This window comes from Aeromonas sp. MaB10011B, assembly GCF_017939325.1.
Taxonomy (GTDB): Bacteria; Pseudomonadota; Gammaproteobacteria; order Enterobacterales; family Aeromonadaceae; genus Aeromonas; species Aeromonas caviae.
Genome location: NZ_JAGKRK010000072.1, coordinates 89,531 through 110,389, shown reverse-complemented (window position 1 = coordinate 110,389; position 20,859 = coordinate 89,531). Strand labels below are relative to the sequence as shown.

The following is a 20,859-nucleotide window of genomic DNA, read 5'->3' as shown; positions in this document are numbered from 1 at the left end:
TCTCTTCTCTGCAACCGGGCTCAGGCCGCCGGCCGATGGCCAAGCTTGCCATCCAGCTCCGCCAGCTTGGCTTCCATCTTCTCCCGGCAGGTGTCGGAGAGCTCGCGAATGCCGGCGGCGCCGTGCTCCTTGCTGCACACCGGGGCCATCACTTCCAGCAGCACCTCGCCGTTGTCCCAGCGGTTGAGATCGACCTGACCGAAGTAGCTGGAGCAGACGATGGGCACCACGGGCACCTCGGCCTGGACGGCAGTGTGGAAGGCCCCCGCTTTGAACGGCAGCAGACCACGCCCCTGGGAGCGGGTCCCCTCCGGGAACATCCAGATGGAGGTGCCACGATGCTTGATGCGATCCACCACCTGGCCGATGGTGCCGATGGCGCGGGAGCGGTTGGAGCGGTCGATCAGCACGTTGCCGGAGAGCCAGAAGATGAGGCCGAAGAAGGGGAGCCACAGCAGGCTCTTCTTGCCCACCGCCACCACGCCGGGCTGCACGGCGCCGGTCACGGTGAAGATGTCGTAGTTGCTCTGGTGATTGCAGACATAGACCGCCGGCCCCACCGATTTGACCTCGTCGGCCACCGTCACCCGGACCTTGAGGCCGATCAGCGGGCAGACCGCATGATACATGCGGGCGAAGACATAGACGTTGTTCGGGTGGCGCGGGCGCACCAGACAAAGCAACAGGCCGAACAGGAACCAGAAGACGAGCAGCAGGGCCAGCAGCAGCACACGGGCAAGTTTGAGCATCGAACACCTCGGAATTTGACTCGGCGCAGTATACTGGTCCCCCTTTTAGCGAACAAGCGTTCGCCAGACAGAACCGACCAGCCTCGCACGTCCCCCTCGCCTTCCGGCTTGCCCCACCCGCCGTTGGTCGTTAGGATGTGCCCATCTTGATGAACGGGGCGAGCATGATTCACCAACAACGCTGGGCGACACGACTCCTGCTGCTGGTCTGCCTGCTGGTGCTCAATTGCGCGGCCCAGCCGCTGGCCCGACTCGCCCTGCTCGATCACGCCATCAGCTGCCAGGCCCTGCCCTCCTCCGTGACTCCCGACGACCAGGCCGACAAGGCCAGCACCTCCAGCCCCCAGCCCAACGGTTGCCAGCTCAACGGCAAGTGGCTGAGCGCCGCCAGCCTGCTCTGCGTCGAGCAGCTGTTCTTCGCGGTGGCGCTGCTCATCGCCCTGCTGGCGCCGCTCTGGCGCTACACGCCGCCACTGCCGCCGCCACGGGCCGTCTCGCCCCCGGAACGACGACTCCACCTCACCCTCTGTGTCTGGCGGGAATGAGTTCAGCCGCGTTGTTTCGTTAGCTGTCACTCATTTTTTGCGAGACCAAAAACATGTCAAATCTCTTCAAGGCGGTCCTGCTACTGGGCTGCCTGCTGTGGCAATCCAGCGGATTGGCCAGCGATACGGGCTGGCTCACCAGCCCCCGGAACGATCACGCCAGGGTCCGGCTGCAAGCCGACCGCAGCGCCCCTGACCACACCCGCATCCTGCTCGAGGTGGCCCTCGAATCCGGCTGGAAAACCTACTGGCGCAGCCCGGGTGAAGGGGGCATAGCGCCCCAGATCCTGTGGGATCAGCCGGTCGGCAACGTCCAGTGGCACTGGCCCACGCCGCGCCCCTTCGAAGTGGCCGGACTCAGCACCCAGGGCTATCAGGAGCAGGTGCGCTTCCCCCTGAGCCTCGACTACCCGGCCGGGCAGCCGCTCAAGGGCACCTTGCGCCTCTCCACCTGCAGCAATGTCTGCATCCTGACCGACTACCCCTTCACCCTGGCGGCGGATGGGCAGGCGCCGGCCGGTTTTGACTTCGGCTGGGCCCAGGCCATGAGCACGCTGCCGCAGACGCTGCCCGCCGACACCCGGGTCGAGCTCGGCTACCAGCACAACCAGCTGCAGCTGCGGGCCGAGCGGGCAGAGGGGTGGCAGGCGCCTGCGCTCTTCATCGATGCGCTGGAGGGGGCCGAGTTCGGCAAGCCCGCGCTCGAGGTAAGCGGCACCACCCTGATTGCCCGGGTGCCGGTCAGCGATGGCTGGCAGGGGGATGCCCCTGACTTGCGTGGTCAATCCCTCGGTCTGCTGCTCACCAGCGGCGAGCAGGCCTGGCAGACCCGCGCCACCATCGCCGATCCCCTCGCCCTGCCGGCCCCGGGGCAGCCCCTCCTCTGGCTGCTGGGGGCGGCACTGCTCGGCGGTCTCATCCTCAACCTGATGCCCTGCGTGCTGCCGGTGCTGGCCCTGAAACTCGGCACCGTGCTGCAGCAGCAGGAGCGCGAACAAGGAGGCGTGCGCAAGCAGTTCCTCGCCGCCAGCGCCGGGATAATCACCTCCTTCTGGGTGCTGGCAGCCATGAGCAGCCTGCTGCGCGCGACTCAGGGAGCCGTCGGCTGGGGGATCCAGTTCCAGAGCGCCGGTTTCATCGGCTTCATGGTGGCGGTGACCCTGCTGTTTTGCGCCAACCTGCTGGGCTTGTTCGAGATAAGGTTGCCCAGCAATCTCAACACTCGCCTCGCCACCCGCGGCGGCAAGGGGCTCGGCGGTCACTTCCTGCAGGGGAGCTTCGCCACCCTGCTCGCGACCCCCTGCTCGGCCCCCTTCCTCGGCACCGCGGTGGCCTTTGCACTGGCGGCGCCCCTCGGCCAGCTCTGGCTCATCTTCACGGCCCTCGGCCTTGGCATGAGCCTGCCCTGGCTGCTGGTGGCGGCCCTGCCGCGCCTTGCCCTCTGGCTGCCCAAACCGGGGCGCTGGATGGGGCGACTGCGCATCCTGCTCGGCCTGATGATGCTGGGCTCCAGCCTCTGGCTGGCGAGCCTGCTTGGCAACCATCTGGGCAGCACGGCCACCGGCTGGCTGATGGCCGCCATGGTGCTGGTGCTGCTGATGGGCATCCTCTGGCGTTATGGTCTGTGTGGTTTCACGCTGGCCCTCTCCCTCTCGGCACTCATCGGCGGCGCCCTGCTGCTGGGGGGCGCCCTCACGGCGCAGGGGTCGGGCAGCATAGACAGAGTCGCCTGGCAGCCCCTCTCCGAACAGGCCATCGCCGACGCCCTGGCTCGGCACCAGCGGGTCTTCGTGGATGTCACCGCCGACTGGTGCGTCACCTGCAAGGCCAATAAATACAACGTGCTGCTGCAGGGCGAGGTGCAGGAGGCCCTGTCCGCCCCGGACGTGGTGGCCCTGCGCGGCGACTGGAGCAGGCCGAGTGATGCCATCGCCGCCTTCCTGCGCCAGCGCGGCGCCGCCGCCGTCCCCTTCAACCAGATCTACGGGCCCGGCCTGCCCGGGGGGGAGACCCTCTCCCCCCTGCTGGACAAGGCAGCGCTGCTCGACGTCTTGAACAAGGCCGGCCTCGTCCAGCCCGGCCCCCATTTCTAAGGAGAATGCCATGAACCTGCGTACCCTGACCCTCTGCACCGCCCTGGTCGCCGCCACCCTAGGCACCCCCACGCTGCACGCCGCCCCCTTCACCCCGGAGCAGGAGGCCCGCATCAAGGAGCTCATTCGTGAGACTCTGGTGCAGAACCCGAAGATCCTGGACGAGGCCGCTGAGTCCTGGGAGAAGCAGAACGCCGCGACCCAGCAGGCCCAGCTCGGCGACTTCATCAAGGGCAACCAGGAGGTGCTGTTCAACAGCGCCACCAGCCCGCGCCTCGGGGCCAAGCACCCCAAGCTGACCCTGGTGCTGTTCACCGATTACAACTGCCCCTACTGCAAGCAGTTCGATCCCCAGCTGACCCGGCTGCTCGAGGCCTATCCCGACGATCTGGGGCTGGTGATCAAGCTGCTGCCGTTCAAGGGGCAGACCTCCGCCAAGGCGGCCCAGTACAGCCTCACCCTGTGGAAGCAGGATCCGGCCCGCTTCCTCCCCCTGCACGACAAGCTGATGAGCAAGCAGGGGCTGCTGACCGAGGCGGACATCAACAAGGCGCTGGCGGCCACCGACAACCTGACCCTCAAGCCGGAAGGCAAGGCCACCGAGGAGCTGCGCAACAGCCTTCGCATCGGCCCCCTGCTGGGCGTACAGGGCACCCCGGCGACGCTTATCGGCAACCAGCTGGTGCCTGGCGCCCTCCCCTATGACGAGCTGGAGCAGCTGGTCAAAGCCGAGCTGGCCAGGCGGAACTAAACCATGGTTGAGGATGTCGCTGTAAAGGCACCGCGCTGGCGCCGCTGGGGCAAGGAGGCGCTCTGGCTGCTGCTGATGGCGCTTGTCATCACCACCCTGGTGGATCTGTGGCGCAGCCCCACGCTGCCGGCGGGGGCCATGGAGGCCCCCTTCACCCTGCAGGACGGCACCACCACCACTCTGGCCGAGCAGAGCCGCGGCAAGCCCCTGCTGGTCTACTACTGGGCCAGCTGGTGCGGGGTGTGCCGCTTCACCACTCCCACGGTGGAACAGCTCTGGCAGGAGGGCGAAAATGTGCTGACGGTGGCCCTGCGCTCCGGCAGCGATGAACCGTTGCGCGCCGGGATGGCGAAGAAGGGGCTGACCTTCCCCACCCACAACGACGAGTCCGGAGATCTGGCCGCCCGCTGGCAGGTGGGGGTGACGCCGACCTTCCTCGTCATCAAGGATGGGGCTCTGGTGAGCAGCACCACCGGCTGGAGCAGCGCCTGGGGGCTCAGGTTGCGGCTGCTCTGGGCAAGCTGGTAGCCCCCCTTCATGCCAGAGATGCAAAGAGCCCGGTATCGCTACCGGGCTCTTTTTCATCAGAGGGCTGACAACCCGCCCTATTGGGCGGCCTCCATCGCCCGCTTCTCCAGATTGGCCTTGATGTCGAGACGCTCAGACTCCCCGATCACCCCGTCACCGTTCTTGTCCAGGCGAGAGAAGAGCGCCTCCTGCCGCGCCATGAACTGGGCCCTGGTGGTCTCCCGCGACGGCTTGAGCTGGCTCATCCGCTCCGGGACCGGCTTGCCAGCCTGTTGCATCACGCCAGCCAGCTTTGCCAGGTTGGCCTCTTTCTCGGCAACCGACAGCACGCCGTCACCGTTCTTGTCCTGCAAGGCGAAGCGCTGGGCGGCGCGCTCCATGAACTGGGCCCTGGTGACATCCCCCATCAGCGGCGAGGCGGGCAATTTGTCGCTGGCAGAGGCGGCACTGCCTGCCAGCGCGAGCACGAAAAACGCGGACTTGACCATGGCGATGACTCCTTGTGACGGCAGAATCCGGATGGTTCGGACAAGAGGGGGCCGGGCAACGCCGGGGCCTGCCGCCCCCCTCTGCCAGTGTAGCCCCGCCGCCATCTCGCACCGCCCGCTCTTTTCGTACAGAAAGACCGCACTTTCATGGCAGAGGCGCCGGCTTTCCGTTAAAATCTCCGGTTTTTGCCGAGCCTGGTTTGCCGACGTTGCGCCACCAGGTCGACACAGGATGAATTCCACCATGCCAGTGAGGCAGGATCCGTCATGAACAACTACTTCCGGGTGTTGGGCGTCAAGTCCAATGCCAGTGAAAACGACATCAAGAAAGCCTATCGACGGCTGTCGAACCAGTACCACCCCGACAAGCTGCACGGGGCGAGCGAAGAAGAGAAAGAGCAGGCAGCCGCCCGGCTGCACCAGGTAAAGCAGGCTTATGAAGTGCTGTCCGATCCGAAACAGCGGGCCGCCTTTATCAAGGATTTCAACAACGTCATCGTGACCGATCCCGCTGCTGCCATGCAGGAGATGTGGGACCAGTTCTACCCCTGAGCCACCAGGCAAGAAGAGCGACTATGCAAAATAAATGGGACCAGGCACGGCTCAAGGCCCTGCAAAGCGATGCCAGTGAAAACATCGAATCCTACCGGGATCAGGACGACCCCAAGGGGCTTGAGCAGTTCACCGACCAGATGAAGGCCCTGCTGCTGGCCGACATGAGCATGCTGGAGTTCATGCCTGAATACCTGCCGCTCGCCCTCTATGGCCGGGTGCAGTTCCCGGCCAAGGCCAAGGGGCAGTGGAACAAGTGGCTCGCCAGCGGCGAGCAGCCGAGCTGGGACGAGTTCAAGGTGAGCATCGGCTTCAACAACGCCGTCCTGCCGCTGGTCAAGGCGGTGCGGGCCCAGAGCGAAGATCAGCTGATGGAAGCCTGCGCCGTGCTGTTCCTGCTCGACAACCCGCTGCCGCGCGGCAGCCACCGCGGCGATGACGACTATGAGCTGCGCGACGAAGAAGAGGAAGACGGGGAAGATGCCGACGCCGACTACCATGGCGGCAGTGACCGCTATGGTGATGACGACCGCGATCAGGATATGTACGACGAAGTCCGTTTCTAAATTGGGGCAAGGCATGAGCAACAGTCTGATAGAAATTACCGCCATCGAGATCAAAGAACTGGCCGTTATCGAGCCGAAGCAGGCCAGCGAGAAGTTCGAGCTGATCGCCAAGACCATGTCTGACGACCAGCTGGCAGAAGTGATTGAAAACATTGATATCGTTACCCTGACCCAGATCAACGGCCAGCACGACATCTCCTTCCCCTCCATCATCTCCGAGCTGATGACCCCGGAGCGGATCCGTGACATCGTCTGCCAGCAGCCTCTCTATTGGGAAGAGGCGATCAAGAACAACGCCGACGAGCTGCAACAGCACACCTTCGACTTCCTCAACTACCTGATCCGCACCCAGGATAGCGAGGCCAAGCAGCGGGAGATCCTCGAGTGCGTGGCCGAAGATCCGGCCGGTCTCTTCTACCTCGCCATCCCCTTTATCGAGTTCTATCGTGGCGATCGTTATGAAGAGGACGAAGGCTATCGCGACGTGCTGCACGCCGAAGAGGAAGATCTCGAAGAGTCCCTGCGCTACAGCGAGCGCCAGCAGAGCGAGGATGTCCACGACTATGCGCTGGATGACCCGCGCAGCCTCTTGATGCTCATTCGCGAGCTGGCCCCCGAGGTGGAGAAAGCCATCAAGGCGCTGCTGCGGAGCGAACACTCCACTTGGGACGGCATCATCAACAAGTTTGCCGCCGAGCTGGTGATGCAGGCCAAAGAGAAGAACAAGGTCGAGGAAGACGAGTACGGCGACGTCGACGACATGTTCAGCTTTCTGGATTAAGGAGCCCATTCATGCAGTTAGTCATTCGCGATGCCAACCAGGGCCCCTTTCTGACCCAGGTGCTGCGCTTTGGCCGCGACAATGAACGTTTGAGCGAACAACAGCTGGCCGCCATCAAGGGTAAGGCGGTGCTGATGAGCCTCAAATTCGCCGACAAGTACTACAACAAGTACAAGATGCACCTGCTGGAGCAAGCCGCCCACGACGTCATCGGCGTGGTGAGCCTCGGCCTGCAGGAGCTCTCGGCGCGGGATCCGGCCAAGGCGCTGGCGCTGCTGCAGGCGCCGGAAGGCCCCATCAAGCCGTTCCAGAAGGGCTGGTCGATGCTCATCACCGTCAGCCCCAAGCAGGCTGGCAACAGCCTCTACGGTGACGTGGATGCCCGGCTCTTGGACAAGATCTCGAGCCCGCCCGATGTGGAGGAGTGGCAAGGGTGGCAGGAGTACGAGAAGGCGCTGACCGAGCACAACAAGAGCCGCCTGATGGAACTCATCGACCAGCACTTCTTCGCCTGCGAGAGCGACCACCCCACCATGGAGGACAAGCTGGCCGAGGCCCTGCTCTACCGCATCCTCTGCGGCAAGGGCAGTGGCGCCGCCCCGCTCAAGGTGAAGCAGGATCTCAAGCGCCGACTTGCGCGAGAGGTTGAGCTCGACGAGGGCTGGTATGACACCGACTACCTCGCCGCCCAGCTCGCTCTGATGCTGAGCGCGCTACCCGCCGACATGGCCGCCGCCCTGCGCCAGGAGCTGAGCCCGGGCTTTGTGCCGAACCTGCTGCACACCCTCGGCTTTGTGCGCCAGTACCAGCTGCTGCAAAAAGAGAACGCCTCGCCGGAGAAGCTCGACAACATCGAGATGCGCGCCGGGCTCAAGCACCCGCTGCTCGGCTGGCCGCTCTATCACGACTTCTAAGGGAGCCATGCCCCCTTGCAGGACGGCCCCCGCCGCTCCTCCCCACAACGCCCGGCTTGCCGGGCGTTGTGCTATCCGCCATCCCGCTGGCAGCAGAAACCCTTGTCATCGCCGCCGCCCTTGGCAGAAAACTACCCCGTAAGCGTCATTGGCCCCATTTTTGGCAGGGATATAATGACTCCCCATACCAGAGCCGGGAAACGAGCCGTGAACAGAAAGCCGGACCGCATTACCGCGATGCAGCAGATCATCGACGCCGTGAAGGCGGAATTTCCGCTCTATCAACCGGATACCTTCAAATGCGGGCCGGACAACACCTGCATCGGCTGCCCCAAAAAGCTGATGGAGCTGGTGGATACGGATCTCTGCTACTGGCAATATCAGATCGATCGCGGCATTCCGCCCTCCTTCGACGAGATCCAGCGCTTCGGCAAGATGTGCATGAACATCCGCCGGGCCCTGGTGCGCAATGGCCGCATCCCCGCCTGAGCGCAGCGTCACAGCCAAGGGAGAAGCTCCCGCCGGCAACCCCAAAGAGGAACAGTTTATGGCCCAGGAAAGGATACAGACCCGCTACACCCTGAATGGCCCCCTTGCCAGCCACGCCGAGCTGGAACAGGCCATCGCCCGGGCGATAGAGGCACACAAGCAGGATTTCTTCCCCCTGCTGGAGCGGCTGGTGGATGTGGGTGACAGTCGGGTCAAGCTCAGTCAGAAAGAGCCACTGCGGGTACAGGGGGTGGAACTCGACGAGGCTCACACCGGCGGCAGTGCGCGCCTCAGCTACGAATCCAACTTTGCCGAGAGCTGCCGACTTATCGATGAATATGACCAGCACCAGACCAGCGTGGCCTTTCGCCTCGACGGAGATCAGCTGATATTCGATCTTGAGCTGCCCATACAGTGGAATTTCGACAACTGATTTGCGGCGGTGCCATTCCCCTGTTGATGGCACCCAGCGGTTACTTTCCCTCACACCGATCCTCTCCCAATGGGAGAGGGGGGTATGCAATTCTCATCAGGTGTAATAAGCACAGAACAAGCCATATTGCTCATTGCACCTTCCGTGCTTAATCGTCAGAATAGTTGTATCTAACAGTAATGGTTCAGGAGCATCTTAGAATTATGGCTAGCCTCGTTTTTTCCTATTCTCATGCTGATGAAGCATTACGTAATGAACTTGAAAAACATCTATCACCCTTGAAACGCATGGGGAGAATATCCACATGGCACGACCGGTGCATTATTCCAGGGGAAGTATTCGAGCATAAGATTGATCAATATTTTTCTGAAGCAGATATTGTGCTTTTGCTGATCAGTAGTGACTTTATCGCTTCTGATTATTGTTATCAGGTTGAAATGGCAAATGCTATGGAGCGCCATAGAAGGGGCGAGGCAATAGTTATTCCGGTAATTTTAAGGGAATGTGCCTGGCATCAATTACCGTTTGGCAAAATACTTGCTGCCACAGTGGATGGTAAACCAATTACGAAATTCGCTAGTCACGATGAAGGTTATGTGCAAGTGGTCGATGCCGTAGTACGCGCCATTGACAATATGGAGGCGAAAAATACGCAGCAGGATGTGGGCCTTCGTTCACAGATTAATACATTTTCTTCGACTCAAGAAACTGGATCAATTTTCACACCAAGATCCAGCAACCTTTCCTTGCCAAAGAGCTTCACCGATCTCGATAAAGATCGTGCCTGCCGTGAAGGGTTCGAGTACGTTACCCGATATTTTGAAAACTCCTTGTCTGAGCTTAAAAAGCGTAATTCAGGAGTAGACTCTGAGTTCCATCAGCTGGATGCCAATGCATTCAGTTGCGCGATTTACATCAGCGGCAGCCGGGTTGGTCAGTGTGCTATTTGGCGTAACAATGGCCGTAGTCATGGGGTGGGTGATATATGTTATGGCCAGGATGGCATGGCCAGAAATAGTTACAATGAATGTTTGACCATTACCGAAAATGGTCAAGTTCTTGGTTTTCGTCCATTGATGGGGGGTTACAATATGAGTTCTTCAAGAGAAACATTGCTCACGAACGAAGGAATGGCGGAACACCTCTGGGATATGTTTTTCAACCAAATTAAGCAAAGTCGTAGGTTAGGCTGAGTTTACGAAAACTAACATTTAATCCCAGCGATGGTAATAAATTAAGCTTTCATTTATCACCTCAAAATAATAGGGAGCGACTATTCGCTCCCTATTATTTTATTACCCTTCCTGATTTTCCCCGGCTACCGGCTCGGCGCCGGCGGCGGATTCAATCTCGATACGATCGACCCGCTGCAGACCGCGGGGCAGCTTGGCGCCACGGCGGCCGCGCTCGCCGCGGTAGTAGTCAAGGTCAGATGGCTTAAGAGTGAGCTTGCGCTTGCCGGCAAACAGGGTGACCGACTGGCCCTGCGGGATGACGGCGGCCATCACCACAAACTCCTCCCGCGCCTTCACCCGCGCGGACGGGATGCTGATGAGCTTGTTGCCCTTGCCCTTGCCGAGCACCGGCAGGGTATTGAGCGGGAACAGCAGCATGCGCCCCTCGTTGGAGATGGCCATGCAGAGATCGGTGTCCGGCGCGCCTATCTTCTGGGGCGCCATCACCAGGCCCCCTTCCGGCACGGTGAGCAGCGCCTTGCCGTTCTTGTTCTTGCCAATGAGGTCATCGTACTTGCAGACGAAGCCGTAACCGGCGTCGGAACAGATCAGATACGGCTCGCCCTCGTTACCCATCACCAGATGGCGTACTTCTTCGCCAGCACCCAGCGCGAAGCGACCGGTGAGCGGCTCGCCCTGACTGCGGGCGGAGGGCAGTGTGTGGGCCTCCAGCGAGTAGGTTCTCCCCAGGGTGGAGAGGAACACCGCCTGCTGGTTGCTGCGGCCATGGGCGTGGGCGAGGTAGTTGTCCCCCGCCTTGTAGGAGAGGCCCTCCACATCGACGTCGTGGCCCTTGGCGGCGCGCACCCAGCCCTTGTCGGACAGGATCACGGTGACCGGCTCGCTCGGGGTGAGCTCCTTCTCGGTCAGCGCCACGGCGGTGGCGCGCTCCACCAGCGGGGTGCGGCGATCGTCACCGTACTTCTCGGCGTCCGCCAGGATCTCTTTCTTCAGCAATGTGCTGAGACGGCGCTCGGAACCCAGGATCAGTTCCAGCTTGTCGCGCTCTTCCGCCAGTTCGTTCTGTTCGGCGCGCAGCTTGAACTCTTCGAGCTTGGCCAGGTGACGCAGTTTCAGCTCGAGGATCGCCTCGGCCTGGGTCTCGCTGATGTTGAAGCGCTCCATCATCACCCGGCCCGGCTCCTCCTCGGTACGGATGATCTCGATCACCTCGTCGATGTTGAGGTAGGCAATGAGCAAGCCTTCGAGGATGTGCAGGCGGGCCAGCACCTTGTCGAGGCGATACTGCAGGCGGCGACGCACCGTTTCACGGCGGAAGCTCAACCACTCGGTGAGGATGGTCTTGAGGTCTTTCACCTGGGGCCGGTTGTCCAGACCCAGGATGTTGAGGTTGACCCGGTAGTTCTTCTCCAGATCCGTGGTGGCGAACAGGTGGGCCATCAGCCCCTCCACGTCCACCCGGTTGGAGCGCGGCACAATCACCAGACGGGTCGGGTTCTCGTGGTCCGACTCATCGCGCAGATCGGTGACCATGGGCAGCTTTTTGGCCACCATCTGGGCGGCAATCTGCTCCATGATCTTGGCGCCTGAGGCCTGATGGGGCAGCGCCGTGATGACGATGTCGCCATCCTCCTCGCTCCACACCGCCCGTTGCTTGATAGAACCCTTGCCGGTCTCGTAGATTTTGCGGATATCGTCGCGCGGCGTGATGATCTCGGCATTGGTCGGGTAGTCCGGCCCCTGCACATGGGCCATCAGGGCATCCAGGCCAGCATTGGGATTATCCAGCAGTTCCACGCAGGCGTGGGCCACTTCCCGGGCGTTGTGGGGTGGGATATCGGTCGCCATCCCCACCGCGATGCCGGTCACCCCGTTGAGCAGGATGTGCGGCAGGCGGGCAGGCAGCACCACCGGCTCTTTCATGGTGCCGTCGAAGTTCGGCGTCCACTCCACCGTGCCCTGGCCGAGCTCGGAGAGCAGCAGCTCGGAGAAGCGCGACAGCCGCGCCTCGGTATAACGCATGGCGGCGAAGGATTTGGGATCGTCCGGCGCACCCCAGTTGCCCTGACCATCCACCAGCGGGTAGCGGTAGGAGAAGGGCTGGGCCATCAGCACCATGGCTTCATAACAGGCGATGTCGCCGTGGGGGTGGTACTTACCCAGCACGTCACCCACGGTACGGGCTGACTTCTTGTGCTTGGAGAGCGCCGACAGCCCCAACTCGCTCATGGCGTAGATGATGCGCCGCTGCACCGGTTTGAGGCCATCGCCGATATGCGGCAAGGCCCGATCCATGATGACGTACATGGAGTAGTTCAAGTAAGCCTGTTCGGTAAAGGTGCGCATTGGCTGGCGCTCTACCCCGTCCAGACTGAGCTCGATAGCATCACTCATGTGATTATCTCTTTCGGTTCGGGAGCCGCCACAGGGCGACTCCGGCTAAATGCTTGCTGGCCCTGTCCGGGCCAGCCGACGGCTTAGATGATGGCGAGGTTGCCCTTCTCTTCCAGCCATTCGCGGCGATCACCGGCGCGCTTCTTGGCCAGCAGCATGTCCATCAGTTGCAGGGTCTCGTCCCCATCTTCCCCTTCTGCCCCCCCTTCCGCGCCCATGGTGAGCTGCACCAGGCGGCGGGTGTTGGGATCCATGGTGGTTTCCCGCAACTGCTTGGGGTTCATCTCACCCAGCCCCTTGAATCGGGTCACCATCACCTTGCCCTTCTTCTTCTCGGCTTCGACCCGTTGCAGCACGCCGTTCTTCTCGTCCTCGTCGAGGGCGTAGAAGACCTCCTTGCCGATGTCGATACGATAGAGGGGCGGCATGGCCACATAGACATGGCCCTTTTCCACCAGCGTGCGGAAGTGCTTCACAAAGAGGGCGCAGAGCAGGGTGGCGATGTGCAGACCGTCCGAGTCCGCATCCGCGAGGATGCACACCTTGCCGTAGCGCAGGCCACTGAGATCGTCGGAGTCGGGGTCAAGCCCGATCGCCACCGAGATGTCGTGTACTTCTTGGGAGGCGAGCACCTGACCGGCCTCCACCTCCCAGGTGTTCAGGATCTTGCCGCGCAGGGGCATGATGGCCTGGAATTCGCGGTCGCGCGCCTGCTTGGCACTGCCGCCCGCGGAGTCACCCTCCACCAGGAAGAGCTCCCCCTGCATGGGATCCGCGCAGCCGCAGTCGGTGAGCTTGCCGGGCAGGGCCGGGCCCTGGGTTATCTTCTTGCGCACCACCGTCTTGGCGGCGCGCATCCGGCGCTGGGCGCTGGAGATGCAGAGCTCCGCCAGCTGTTCGGCCAGCTCGGTGTTGCTATTCAGATAGAGGCTGAAGGCATCCTTCACCACGCCCGACACGAAGGCCGAGCTCTGGCGGGATGAAAGTCGCTCCTTGGTCTGCCCTGCAAACTGCGGGTCCTGCATCTTGATGGAGAGGATGTAGGCGCAGCGATCCCAGATGTCTTCCGGGGTCAGCTTGACCCCGCGGGGCAAGAGGTTGCGGAACTCGCAGAACTCGCGCATGGCGTCGAGCAGCCCCTGGCGCAGGCCGTTGACATGGGTGCCACCGAGCGCCGTGGGAATGAGGTTCACATAGGATTCGGCGAGGCATTCGCCCCCTTCCGGCAACCAGCACAGGGCCCAGTCCACCGCCGACTGCTCGGAGCTGAAAGAGCCGACGAAGGGCTGCTCCGGCAGGCAGGTGAACTGCTTGACCGCATCGATGAGGTAATCCTTGAGGCCGTCTTCGTAGCACCACTCAAGCTTGATGCCGGTGTTCTTGTCGAGGAACTTGATGGTGAGGCCCGGGCAGAGCACGGCCTTGGCTTTGAGCAGGTGCTCGAGCTTGGAGACCGAGAAGCGCGGCGAATCGAAGTAGCGCGCCTCTGGCCAGAAGCGCACCCGGGTGCCGGTGTTGCGACGGCCGCAGGTGCCGGTGATGGTCAGATCAGACACTTTCTCGCCCCGCTCGAAGGCGATGTCATAGACCTGGCCGTCCCGGCGCACCGTCACCTCGACCCGATCGGAGAGGGCGTTCACCACGGAGATCCCTACCCCGTGCAAGCCGCCGGAGAACTGATAGTTCTTGTTGGAGAACTTGCCCCCCGCGTGCAGCTTGCAGAGGATCAGCTCCACGCCGGAGACCCCTTCCTCCGGGTGGATGTCCACCGGCATGCCGCGACCGTCGTCGATCACCTCGAGGGACTGATCCTCGTGCAGGATCACCTCCAGATTGCGGGCGTGACCCGCCAGCGCCTCGTCGACGCTGTTGTCGATGACCTCCTGGCCGAGGTGATTGGGCCGGGTGGTGTCGGTGTACATGCCGGGGCGGCGACGCACCGGTTCAAGGCCATTGAGGACCTCAATGGCATCCGCATTGTATTGAGTGGACATGGAGGGCCTTGCGAATTGACGTTTGGGGGGAATCTTACTCGCTGGGAGGGCCCGGGACAAATGGGGCGCTCGCAAAGGGTGATCCAGAGGGGCTCCGGCCTCCCCGCCCGGGATCAGGCGGGTTCCCCGGGCAGGGCCTGCACAAGCTGGGAGAGGGAGCAGTGGAGTCGCCACACCAGCCCCGCCAGAGCCCGGGCCGCCGGGTCTGCATGTTCCCCCAGCCCCTGGCTGATGCGGTCCAGCTCCGCCAGGGTGCGCCCCAGGGTCTCGTGCTGCACGCCCCCTTCGGTCAGAATGCCTTTCAGGCAGCGCAGACAGCCGTCCCGCACCAGATAGAGGGCCGGATCCCGGCTGCGCCAGAGCCTGAGCTGCCAGACGATATGGCTGCAATTGAGCAGCACCACGCCCCAGCGCAGCACCCAGAGCCGGGCCCCCTGATCCTGACTCTGGCTGAGCTGGCTCACCGCGTGATAGACCCGGGATTCAAACTCCCCCTCGCTCTGATGCGGGGCCGGGGCCAGCTGGTCCACGAAATCCCGCCGCAGACGATGCATCAGGCGGCGGCTCTTGCGCCGATCCGAGCTAGGTCGCAGCAGCTGGAACGCCAGTCCGGCGCTCATCACCCCCAGTGCCTGCGCGAGGCTGCTGTTGACGAAGGCGAGGTAGTCGTAGCTCGGCGGATTGGTGATGGCGAGGAAGGAGCCGAGCAGCACGATGAGCTGGCCCCAGAGCGCCGCCCCCTGGGGGCGCTGCAATTTCAGCAGTTGCAGGGTGATGAGGGCGGGGAACAGCAGGGCACAGAAGATCCAGAAGTCGTCGATGCGGATCATCAGCCCGAACTTGACCCCGAAGCAGATAAAGCTGAGCAGCACGATGGCCTTGAGCATGGTCTGGGCCCCCTTGGCCGGGGCCGGGGTGGCGGAATAGAGCACGCAGCAGATGGCGAGCAGGGTCAGGGCCGCGGCGCCCGCATCCCACTGGCTGTGGATCCAGAAGGTGCAGCCCAGCATCACGCAGAGGAAGGTACGCCCCCCGTTGTAGGCCGCCTCCAGGCCGTCGGTGTGGCTGGTCAGAGAGCTGTGGCGCGGCGGCGCCGGCCACTCCTGGCCATCGTGGCGGGCCAGCCTTTCCAGCCAGCGCTGACACTCCAGGTAGCTCCAGCAGAAGTGGCGCAGCCGCAGCCAGAAGGCCTGACAGCGATAATCATCCCCCGAACGGGCCACGAAGGGCGCCATCAGGCGGGCAATGCGCAGCTTGTCGCAGCCCCCCTGTCCCAGCTCCCGCAGCACGGCGGCCAGCATGGGGGCCGGGTCGACGGCGTCCTCTGGCCAGTGTTGCAGCATGCGGCGCAGCCCCGAGATGAGGCTGACCATCCTCAGCTGGCGATGGAGCAGATAGTTCAGCAACTGGTTGTGGCGGCGCAGGCGGTGGTGGCTCCAGACTGCCTGGATGCGCAGCACGTTCAGGGTGAGGATCTGACCGATCACCCCCTCGTGGGCGGTGCGCACATCGGCGCCCGTCTCCCCGAGCCAGAGCAGCTGGGCATGTTCCAGCAGCCGGGTCTGGCTCTTGCCAAGGGAGTCCAGCAGAGTCTCGCCATCGGAGAAGCTCGGCAGGATCATCATCATCAGGCCGCCGCAGAGGATGCCGACGATCACCTCGCTCACCCGGGCCTGGGCGATGTCGAAGATATGTTGCGGGTCGGTCAGGTTGACGCAGGAGAAGGCGATGATGGCGGCGGTATAGCCCGCCAGGGCGAAACCGTAGGAGACGTTGTTCTGATGGTGGTTGGAGATGTAGGTGCAACCCCCCAGCCAGAGGGCGATAAGCAGGCTGAAGAGCCAGGGATCACCGATGCCAAGGCCGGTGATCATCACCGCCGCCATGGCGCCGATGAGGCTGCCCACCACCCGCCCCAGGCTCTTGCTGATGACGCCCCCCACGGTGGGAAAGCTCACCACGGCGGCGGAGGTCATGGCCCAGTAGGGAGAGTCGAGTTGCAGCACGAACGCCAGCCAGAGCGACAGGCACATGGCCAGGGCATTGCGCAGGGCGTAGCGCCACTGTCCGCCGTTGGCCTTGCCCCAGGGGGTCTGGCGCCAGAGCGAGGGGATCACCCTAGTCCCCTATGGTGATGGTACAGGTCGTGCCCGCGATCAAGACCAGATCCGGGGGAATCGCCAGCAGCCTGATCCGCACCGGCACCCGCTGGGCCAGGCGCACCCAGGGCACGTTCGGCTTGACGTCGAGCAGCAGCCCCTCGCTGCCTTCCAGGCTCTGATCGTGAATGGCGCGCCCTATGCTTTCCACCTCCCCCCTGAGTACCCGATCCCCGCTGTAGAGCACCACCTCGGCCGGTTTGCCGGGGGCGATGTGCCTGAGCTTGGTCTCTTCGAAATAGCCCTGCACATAGAAGGAGTGGGTGTCTATCAGGGCCACCAGGGGCACCCCGGCGGTGGCGTAGTTGCCGACCCTGGCCTGCAGGTTGGTGATGTAGCCGTCGCTCGCAGCATGGACCTCGGTCCGGGCAAGGGACCATCTGGCCTGCTCCAGATTGGCTTGGGCCACCTCATAGGCCGCCTTCATCGCCTGGGCATTGAGCCTGGATTCATCCACCGCCTCGGCGGAGATAACGGTGCGGGAGAGGCTCTGGCGACGATTCGCCTCGTGCTCCGCCTTGTCGAGATCCGACCTGGCCTTGGCCAGGGCCGCGCTGGCGTTGTCCAGCGCGATGCGATAGGGCTCGGGATCCAGAGTAAAGAGCAGGTCCCCCGCCTTCACCAGCTGGTTGTCCTTGACCCCTATCCTGACGATCTTGCCCGACACCTGGGGCGTGATGCTGACCAGCTCGGCCCTCACCTTGCCATCCCGGGTCCAGGGGCCCTGCATGTAGTCGTTCCACAGCCACCAGAGCGACACCAGCGCCAGGGCAAAGACCAGCAGGGTGGAGAAGTATTTGAGGGTCGCAAGGGGTGATTTAGCCATGTAGCAATATCCATAGGGCGCCGCTGACGGCGAGGATGAAGAGGGAGAGATCCATCAGCAGGGGATGCCAGACATCCCCACCGTAGAGCCAGTCCCGCAGCAGATGGTGCAGCGGCAGCCAGCCCAGTAGGCCGAGCAGCACGGCCTTGAACAGGGGCGGAAAGTAGAGCGAGGCCCCGAGGATCAGATCCGGCAGCGCTGAAGCAGTCGTCACGGGTGTGCCCCCTGTTGGCAGAGATGGAATGAAGAGAGAGGCCGGGGTCCGCCGGGAGACGGACAGGGCAAGGTTAACACAGCCATGGCGGGGGCTACACAAGCAGATGACCCCCTGAGGTGTCGTCACGGGAGTGGCACGGCAACACCTCGCCCGTCCTCCCCGCCACCCGTCGGGGCAGTCACCTCGCGTTCAATCGGCCACGGTATCTGCCGGGTGATGCACCCCGTCGCGGGTCGGCACCTCTCCCAGATCGAACGGGTTGACCCCCTCCAGACAGGCGAGGTTGTAGCCATATTCCGCCGGATTGGATCGGCGCTGGTGATGGGTGTAGATGCCGCAGACGCTGCAGAAGTAGTGTTTCGCGGTGCGGGTGTTGAACTGGTAGCAGCGAAGCGCCGCCTCCCCTTGCAGGATGCGGATGCCGGAGAGCGGCACCGAGGCGACGATGGCCCCTCGCCGCCGACAGAAGGAGCAGTCGCAGCGGCGCGGATCCACCACGCCATCCGGCAGGGTCAGCTCCAGCACCACGGCGCCGCAGTGGCAGCTCGCCTTGTGTTTCTTCTGGATGGGGGTATTGCCGATGCGTGTGATCATGCTGCCTCCTTGCCGCAGTGTCAGGCTGCGAACCGGTTAATCGAACAGGGTATCCCGCCGCCCTTGTAAAAGATGGTCATGCAGGGTGCGTAGCTGGGACGCCACCACCCGGTGGCGGGAGAGTTCGGGCAAGGCGTCGATGGGGAAGTACCCCGCCCCTTTGGTTTCATCGGTGTCGGTAAGCAGAGCGCCCCCCGTCACCTCGCACAGGAAGAACGCCTTGTGGGCGTGGGGCAACTGCGGGGGATGGGGATGCTTGAGCTTGTCGAACAGGGCCAGCAGTTGCACCGCCCGACAGGCGAGGCCGGTCTCCTCGCTCACTTCCCGCACCACGGCGTCCGCAGGCGAATCGCCGATGTCGCACCAGCCCCCCGGCAGAGTCCAGCAACCGTCACTGCGCTCCTGCACCAGCAGGACATGGCCCGCATCGTTCTGAATGAAGGCCCGCACATCGAGCTTGGGGGTGGGATAGCCGCTGTCGAGGGCAATCCAGTCGTCGATGGCGTCGGGGGCCAGCTCGCTCTGGCTGGCGATGAGCGTCACCGTGGCCGCTCGCAGCGCCTCGAAGCGGGCGATGTCGAAGGGATCGCGGGAGTAGGTGAGCCCCGCCTGGGCCGTGGCCAGCACCTGTTCGAGGAAGGCGGCCAACGGCGGCTGCACGGCTAGAGCCCGAGGAAACGGACGATCTGGGCGGGGTAGCGCTCGAAGCCTGTGAAGGCGTGATCGCCGCCGCACTCCAGGGAGAGACGGGCAAAGCGGTATTCGTCCAGCGCCTTGCGATAGTCGAGCACCTCGTCCTCCTGCTGTTGCAGCACCCAGAGCCGCTCGGGAGCCGTCACCGGCACCGCCAGCGCTCTCAGCTCGTCCATGTGCACAGGCAGCAGTTCATAGCGTTCGCCGCTGTAGGGGTTGGTCTGGGGGCCGAGGTAGTCGCAGAGCAGCTCGTGGGGGCGCACCGCCGGGTTGATGAGGGCAGCGCGGCAACCGTACATCTCGCTCACTCTCGTGGCCATGAAGCCACCGAGGGAGCTGCCCACGGCGCCCAGTCGCAGGGCGCTGCCGTGGCGGGCCTTCAGGTCGGCGATGGCCTGCTCGATGGCAGCCCAGGCGGCCGCCGGGGTGTTGGGCTGGGCCGGGATCACCACCTCGATATCGGGCCTGTTCTCGGCCACCCAGGCCGCCATCTGCTGCGCCTTGGCCGAGCCGGGAGAGGAGTTGAAACCGTGCAGGTAGAGGAGTACGGACTTCATGGCAACGCCTCAGTAACCGGTGGCATTGGGGTCGGGTACGAACTGCCCCAGCGGCAGGCGCCACACCTGGCTCGCCACCCGGCCATCCGGGTGCAAGGTGAGATAGCGCCAACCCGGGCCGGATTCGTCCAGTGCGAAACCGTCGGAGAGCGGCTTGAACTGGATGCAGGTAGAAGGGCTGGCGATGAGCCGCACTCCGTGGTGCACCTCGTCAAACTCCTGATGGACGTGGCCGAACAGGATGGTCTTTTGCTGCGGGTGGCGGGCCAGCACGGCGAACAGGTCGTCGGCATTCTTGAGGTTGTGCTGATCCAGCCAGGCGCAGCCCACCGGCACCGCCTGATGGTGCAGGGCGATGAGGGCATGGCGCTCGGGATGCTGGCGCAGGGCCTGATCCAGGGCCGCCAGCTGGTGATCCCCCAGCACCCCGTGGGGTTTGCCGCGCACCTGGGTATCCAGCAGGATCACCTGCCAGTGATCCCCCACCAGTTGCTTGGCCTCGCTGATGCCGGCCGCATGGAGGTATTCGGTCATCAGGGGGCCGTCGTCGTGGTTGCCGGGCAACCAGTAGATGGGGCGAGCCAGGGGCGCCATCATGGAGGCGAAGCGCTGGTAGGACTCCGGGCTGTGATCCTGGGAAAGATCCCCGGTGGCGAGGATGAGATCGAACGGGTGCTCGTTGGCCTGCACCCGCTCCAACACGGCGGCCAGACTCTGCGCCGTGGGCACGGCCAGCAGCCGCCCCTCGGCACTGGCGAAGAGATGGGTATCGGTAATCTGTAACAGGCGCACACTGCCGTCCGGCGCCTGAGGTAGCTCTGTTTCCAAAATCACGCTTCTTTTTTATGGGTTCGACTAGAGGATGTTAATCAGGCTGGTGCCGTGTTTGAGACAAAATCTCAACCAATCGGCCAAGAATAGATTTACCTGCTCCTTTTCATCCCTGTGATGCATTTTTTGATTGGGATAATCATAACGTGGTTGCAACATTGAAATCTGTTGCGCCGCACACACTTCCGCCATTCGCACATCATGATACAAACGAATCTCTATCCGGGCTTGCAAGTAGCTCGGCAATTCGGGGTTGTGCTGGGCCAGGATCACCTGGCTGGTGAAGCGGCTCTCCTCGGTCACCGTGAGCTGGAACTGCAGGCCGTTGCCGACCTGATAGCGGCGCTCGGCACCCACGCTGCCACCGGGCGGCAACAGTTTCATCAGCGCCATGTAATTGACCTCGCAGGTACGCTGCAAGGACATCAAATCAGGCACATAGCGCTTCATCGGGCTCTGGACTAATGACATGTCGCGGCTCCCTCAATCAGGGTCCATGAAGGGTGGAC

Annotated in this window: 23 protein-coding genes; 11 read left to right on the top strand and 12 right to left on the bottom strand. The window is 63.2% G+C overall.

Features of this window, described 5'->3' with window-relative positions:
* Positions 1 to 20 precede the first annotated feature (20 nt).
* Entirely contained in the window at positions 21 to 749 is a 729-nt protein-coding gene (locus J9893_RS14845) for a 1-acylglycerol-3-phosphate O-acyltransferase (protein WP_039039739.1), read from the bottom strand.
* 164 nt (positions 750 to 913) lie between these two features.
* On the opposite strand from J9893_RS14845, the gene J9893_RS14840 reads away from it, so the two are divergent.
* Genes J9893_RS14840 through J9893_RS14825 form a run of 4 tightly spaced genes read left to right on the top strand, consistent with a single transcriptional unit; the run spans position 914 to position 4,666 of the window.
* Positions 914 to 1,294 (top strand): hypothetical protein, encoded by a 381-nt coding sequence (locus J9893_RS14840; protein WP_210599882.1) that lies wholly within the window; start codon positions 914 to 916, stop codon positions 1,292 to 1,294.
* A gap of 53 nt (positions 1,295 to 1,347) precedes the next feature.
* Positions 1,348 to 3,387, top strand: a complete 2,040-nt coding sequence (locus tag J9893_RS14835; RefSeq protein ID WP_210599881.1) for a protein-disulfide reductase DsbD domain-containing protein — start codon at positions 1,348 to 1,350, stop codon at positions 3,385 to 3,387.
* A 10-nt stretch (positions 3,388 to 3,397) separates the two neighbouring features.
* Positions 3,398 to 4,138, top strand: a complete 741-nt coding sequence (locus tag J9893_RS14830; protein WP_210599880.1) for a DsbA family protein — start codon at positions 3,398 to 3,400, stop codon at positions 4,136 to 4,138.
* Positions 4,139 to 4,141: 3 nt separating this feature from the next.
* A complete protein-coding gene (locus tag J9893_RS14825) occupies positions 4,142 to 4,666 on the top strand; it encodes a protein disulfide oxidoreductase (protein WP_210599879.1) in 525 nt (174 codons plus the stop codon).
* Between the two features lie 77 nt (positions 4,667 to 4,743).
* Here the strand turns inward: J9893_RS14825 and J9893_RS14820 are convergent, their stop codons facing one another.
* Positions 4,744 to 5,154, bottom strand: a complete 411-nt coding sequence (locus J9893_RS14820) for an EF-hand domain-containing protein (RefSeq protein ID WP_210599878.1) — start codon at positions 5,152 to 5,154, stop codon at positions 4,744 to 4,746.
* Between the two features lie 267 nt (positions 5,155 to 5,421).
* Here J9893_RS14820 and J9893_RS14815 point away from each other — a divergent pair, with 267 nt between their 5' ends.
* The 7 genes from J9893_RS14815 to J9893_RS14785 all read left to right on the top strand — a co-directional run bounded on the left by J9893_RS14815 (position 5,422) and on the right by J9893_RS14785 (position 10,082).
* The gene (locus tag J9893_RS14815; protein ID WP_024943298.1) at positions 5,422 to 5,706 is read left to right on the top strand and encodes a DnaJ domain-containing protein; all 285 of its coding nucleotides are present in this window, start codon (positions 5,422 to 5,424) and stop codon (positions 5,704 to 5,706) included.
* A gap of 23 nt (positions 5,707 to 5,729) precedes the next feature.
* Positions 5,730 to 6,272 (top strand): hypothetical protein, encoded by a 543-nt coding sequence (locus J9893_RS14810; RefSeq protein WP_060390667.1) that lies wholly within the window; start codon positions 5,730 to 5,732, stop codon positions 6,270 to 6,272.
* Between the two features lie 13 nt (positions 6,273 to 6,285).
* Positions 6,286 to 7,053 (top strand): hypothetical protein, encoded by a 768-nt coding sequence (locus J9893_RS14805; protein WP_024943297.1) that lies wholly within the window; start codon positions 6,286 to 6,288, stop codon positions 7,051 to 7,053.
* An 11-nt stretch (positions 7,054 to 7,064) separates the two neighbouring features.
* Complete coding sequence (locus J9893_RS14800) at positions 7,065 to 7,967, top strand: hypothetical protein (protein ID WP_101149786.1); 903 nt, start codon at positions 7,065 to 7,067, stop codon at positions 7,965 to 7,967.
* Positions 7,968 to 8,204: 237 nt separating this feature from the next.
* Entirely contained in the window at positions 8,205 to 8,456 is a 252-nt protein-coding gene (locus tag J9893_RS14795) for a hypothetical protein (protein WP_162517877.1), read from the top strand.
* Positions 8,457 to 8,514: 58 nt separating this feature from the next.
* Complete coding sequence (locus J9893_RS14790) at positions 8,515 to 8,889, top strand: hypothetical protein (RefSeq protein WP_043127135.1); 375 nt, start codon at positions 8,515 to 8,517, stop codon at positions 8,887 to 8,889.
* A 203-nt stretch (positions 8,890 to 9,092) separates the two neighbouring features.
* Positions 9,093 to 10,082: a toll/interleukin-1 receptor domain-containing protein gene (locus J9893_RS14785; protein ID WP_080722524.1), complete on the top strand. Its 990-nt coding sequence runs from the start codon at positions 9,093 to 9,095 to the stop codon at positions 10,080 to 10,082.
* A 102-nt stretch (positions 10,083 to 10,184) separates the two neighbouring features.
* Here the strand turns inward: J9893_RS14785 and parC are convergent, their stop codons facing one another.
* The 10 genes from parC to J9893_RS14735 form a co-directional block, all read right to left on the bottom strand.
* Positions 10,185 to 12,479, bottom strand: a complete 2,295-nt coding sequence (gene parC, locus J9893_RS14780) for a DNA topoisomerase IV subunit A (protein ID WP_101149788.1) — start codon at positions 12,477 to 12,479, stop codon at positions 10,185 to 10,187.
* Positions 12,480 to 12,562: 83 nt separating this feature from the next.
* The gene (gene parE / locus J9893_RS14775) at positions 12,563 to 14,473 is read right to left on the bottom strand and encodes a DNA topoisomerase IV subunit B (RefSeq protein ID WP_010672780.1); all 1,911 of its coding nucleotides are present in this window, start codon (positions 14,471 to 14,473) and stop codon (positions 12,563 to 12,565) included.
* Between the two features lie 113 nt (positions 14,474 to 14,586).
* Positions 14,587 to 16,590: an FUSC family protein gene (locus tag J9893_RS14770; RefSeq protein WP_043153984.1), complete on the bottom strand. Its 2,004-nt coding sequence runs from the start codon at positions 16,588 to 16,590 to the stop codon at positions 14,587 to 14,589.
* 1 nt (position 16,591) lies between these two features.
* Positions 16,592 to 17,458, bottom strand: coding sequence for an HlyD family secretion protein (locus tag J9893_RS14765; RefSeq protein ID WP_039039753.1), 867 nt, complete (start codon positions 17,456 to 17,458; stop codon positions 16,592 to 16,594).
* Complete coding sequence (locus tag J9893_RS14760; protein WP_042865381.1) at positions 17,451 to 17,693, bottom strand: DUF1656 domain-containing protein; 243 nt, start codon at positions 17,691 to 17,693, stop codon at positions 17,451 to 17,453. Before J9893_RS14760 ends, J9893_RS14765 begins: the two co-directional genes overlap by 8 nt.
* 171 nt (positions 17,694 to 17,864) lie before the next feature.
* The gene (locus J9893_RS14755; protein ID WP_039039754.1) at positions 17,865 to 18,269 is read right to left on the bottom strand and encodes a GFA family protein; all 405 of its coding nucleotides are present in this window, start codon (positions 18,267 to 18,269) and stop codon (positions 17,865 to 17,867) included.
* Between the two features lie 36 nt (positions 18,270 to 18,305).
* Complete coding sequence (locus J9893_RS14750; protein WP_045523105.1) at positions 18,306 to 18,929, bottom strand: NUDIX hydrolase; 624 nt, start codon at positions 18,927 to 18,929, stop codon at positions 18,306 to 18,308.
* A gap of 2 nt (positions 18,930 to 18,931) precedes the next feature.
* Positions 18,932 to 19,519 carry a YqiA/YcfP family alpha/beta fold hydrolase gene (locus J9893_RS14745; RefSeq protein WP_210599877.1) on the bottom strand — a complete coding sequence of 196 codons (588 nt, stop codon included), beginning with the start codon at positions 19,517 to 19,519 and terminating at the stop codon, positions 18,932 to 18,934.
* 9 nt (positions 19,520 to 19,528) lie between these two features.
* Entirely contained in the window at positions 19,529 to 20,347 is an 819-nt protein-coding gene (gene cpdA / locus J9893_RS14740; RefSeq protein ID WP_039039757.1) for a 3',5'-cyclic-AMP phosphodiesterase, read from the bottom strand.
* A 27-nt stretch (positions 20,348 to 20,374) separates the two neighbouring features.
* Complete coding sequence (locus J9893_RS14735) at positions 20,375 to 20,821, bottom strand: DUF1249 domain-containing protein (protein WP_039039758.1); 447 nt, start codon at positions 20,819 to 20,821, stop codon at positions 20,375 to 20,377.
* Between the last annotated feature and the right edge of the window lie 38 nt (positions 20,822 to 20,859).